The sequence below is a fragment of the Micromonospora sp. ATLC20 genome (genome assembly GCF_057196585.1).
Window position 1 is genome coordinate 1 of record NZ_JBXUOV010000360.1, and the last position, 1,850, is coordinate 1,850.

General features: G+C 77.8%; 2 protein-coding genes. Both read right to left on the reverse strand.

Annotation, left to right across the window (positions count from 1 at the left end; all coding sequences use genetic code 11):
* Window positions 1–632: MGDG synthase family glycosyltransferase (locus AC2CHG_RS31250; RefSeq protein WP_484526195.1), on the reverse strand; the 632-nt coding region annotated here is incomplete at its 3' end.
* A gap of 54 nt (window positions 633–686) precedes the next feature.
* The coding region (locus tag AC2CHG_RS31255; protein WP_484526196.1) for a D-alanyl-D-alanine carboxypeptidase family protein at window positions 687–1,850 on the reverse strand (1,164 nt) is incomplete at its 5' end.

Here is a 1,850-nt window from a genome sequence, read left to right on the forward strand (position 1 = left end):
CCCCAGGAGCCGCCGACGACCAGCGCGAGCACCCCGTCGGCCGGGAGGCCGAACCGCTGCCGGGCCCGCCGCCGGTCCTCCGGGGCGGGCCGGGCGAAGTCGCGGGACACCAGCGGCTGCACGGCGGTGACGTCGGCGGCGCCGGCCCGGTGCGTCTCGGCGTGGCGGACGGCGCAGTACACGTCCACGCCCGGCGCGAGCCAGGTCGGGTGCACCACGAAGTCGGTCACATAGGTGATCACGGGGACACGGAGCCGCCCGCGCCGCCGCAGCGGACCGAGGAGCTGGTTGGCGAACGGGTAGGTGGTGACCACGGCCCGGGTGTCGGGCGGGATGCGGCGGCGCAGGCGGCGGCGGAACGGCCGCATCAGCGCGCGGATCGCGCGTACGGCGGTCCGCGAGCTGCCGGTCAGCCGGAACAGCGCGTGGTAGCCCCAGGGGAGCCGGTGCAGCACCCCCCGGTACGTCTCGCGTACCGCCCGGTGCACCGGGTGGGGCAGCAGGTGCAGGAGGTTCAGCCGGTCCACCGCGAAGCCCCGCGCACGCAGCCGGTGCGCCAGCTCGTCGGCGGCCCGGTCGTGTCCGGCGCCGATGTCCGCCGAGACCACCACGATCCGGCCCGGGTGCTCCATGCCGGGCGCATACCCACGGAATCGGTGTCCACGCGACCCGCCGGGACGCCGGGTTCAGGCGCGGCGGCGTCCGCGACGGCGGGACCGGCTCCGGCGGGCGGCGAGCACCGCCGCCACCCCGCCGACGGTGAGGGCCAGCACACCGGCGAGCGGCACGATCATCCGCCAGTCCCCGTCGCCGACGCGGCGCAGCGCGGTCCCGGCCGGCCCCCGCCAGGGCGGGGAGGCGGTACGGCTCGGCTCCGCGGCCGCCGCCTGCTTGGGCTCCGCCGCCTCGGCGTCCCGTTCGCCCGGCTCGACCAGCCGGCCGACCGAGGCGTCCCGGGGCTGCCGGAAGCCCCAGTCGAGCAGCTGGGCGCCCTGCTGCCAGCCGCGTACCGGGCGGGCCTCGGCGCCGAGCAGCGTCACCACGAGACGGCGTCCGTCGCGCTGGGCGGCGCCGACGTAGCTGTGCCGGGCCAGCTCGGTGAAGCCGGTCTTGCCGCCGAGCGCGCCGGGATAGCGGTAGATGAGCTGGTTCTCGTTCTGGATCTGGAACCCGCCCTTCTTCAGCGCGGGCTGGGCCGGGATCTGCGTGCGCTCGGTGCGCGCGTACCGGCGGAACGCGGCGTCGGCGAAGCAGGCCCGCGCGATGAGCGCCAGGTCGTACGCGCTGGTGAACTGGCCGGGGCCGTCCAGGCCGGACGGGGTGACCGCGTGCGTCTGGCCGGCGCCGAGCCGGCGGGCCTGCGCGTTCATCTCGGCGACGCCGGCCTGGGAGCTGCCGGCGCCGAGGCGGGCCAGCATGTTGGCGGCGTCGTTGCCGGACTGGAGCAGCAGGCCCAGCCACAGCGTCTCCACGCTGTAGCGGCCGCCGACGAGCAGGCCGACGGCCGAGCTGCCCGGCTCGATGTCCAGGTCGGCGCGGGTGGCGACGGCGACCTGCTTGGGGTCCAGCCGGCTCAGCATGGTGGCGGCCAGCAGCAGCTTCTGGGTGCTGGCCGGGGTGCCGGGGACGTGTGCGCCGCAGGCGCCGAGGACCGCGCCGGTGTCCAGGTCCGCCACGAGCCAGGTGGTGGCGGTGACCGCCGGGGGTACGGGGCTGCCGGGCGGCGTGACCAGCCCGGTGCCGGCCAGCGCCTCGCCGCCCACCGCCGCCTGTTCGGGCGTCGTGGCCGGCGGCGTCGGGCGGGGCGGCCGGCTGACCTTCGGCGCGGGCAGGCGCGGGCAGGGCACGGG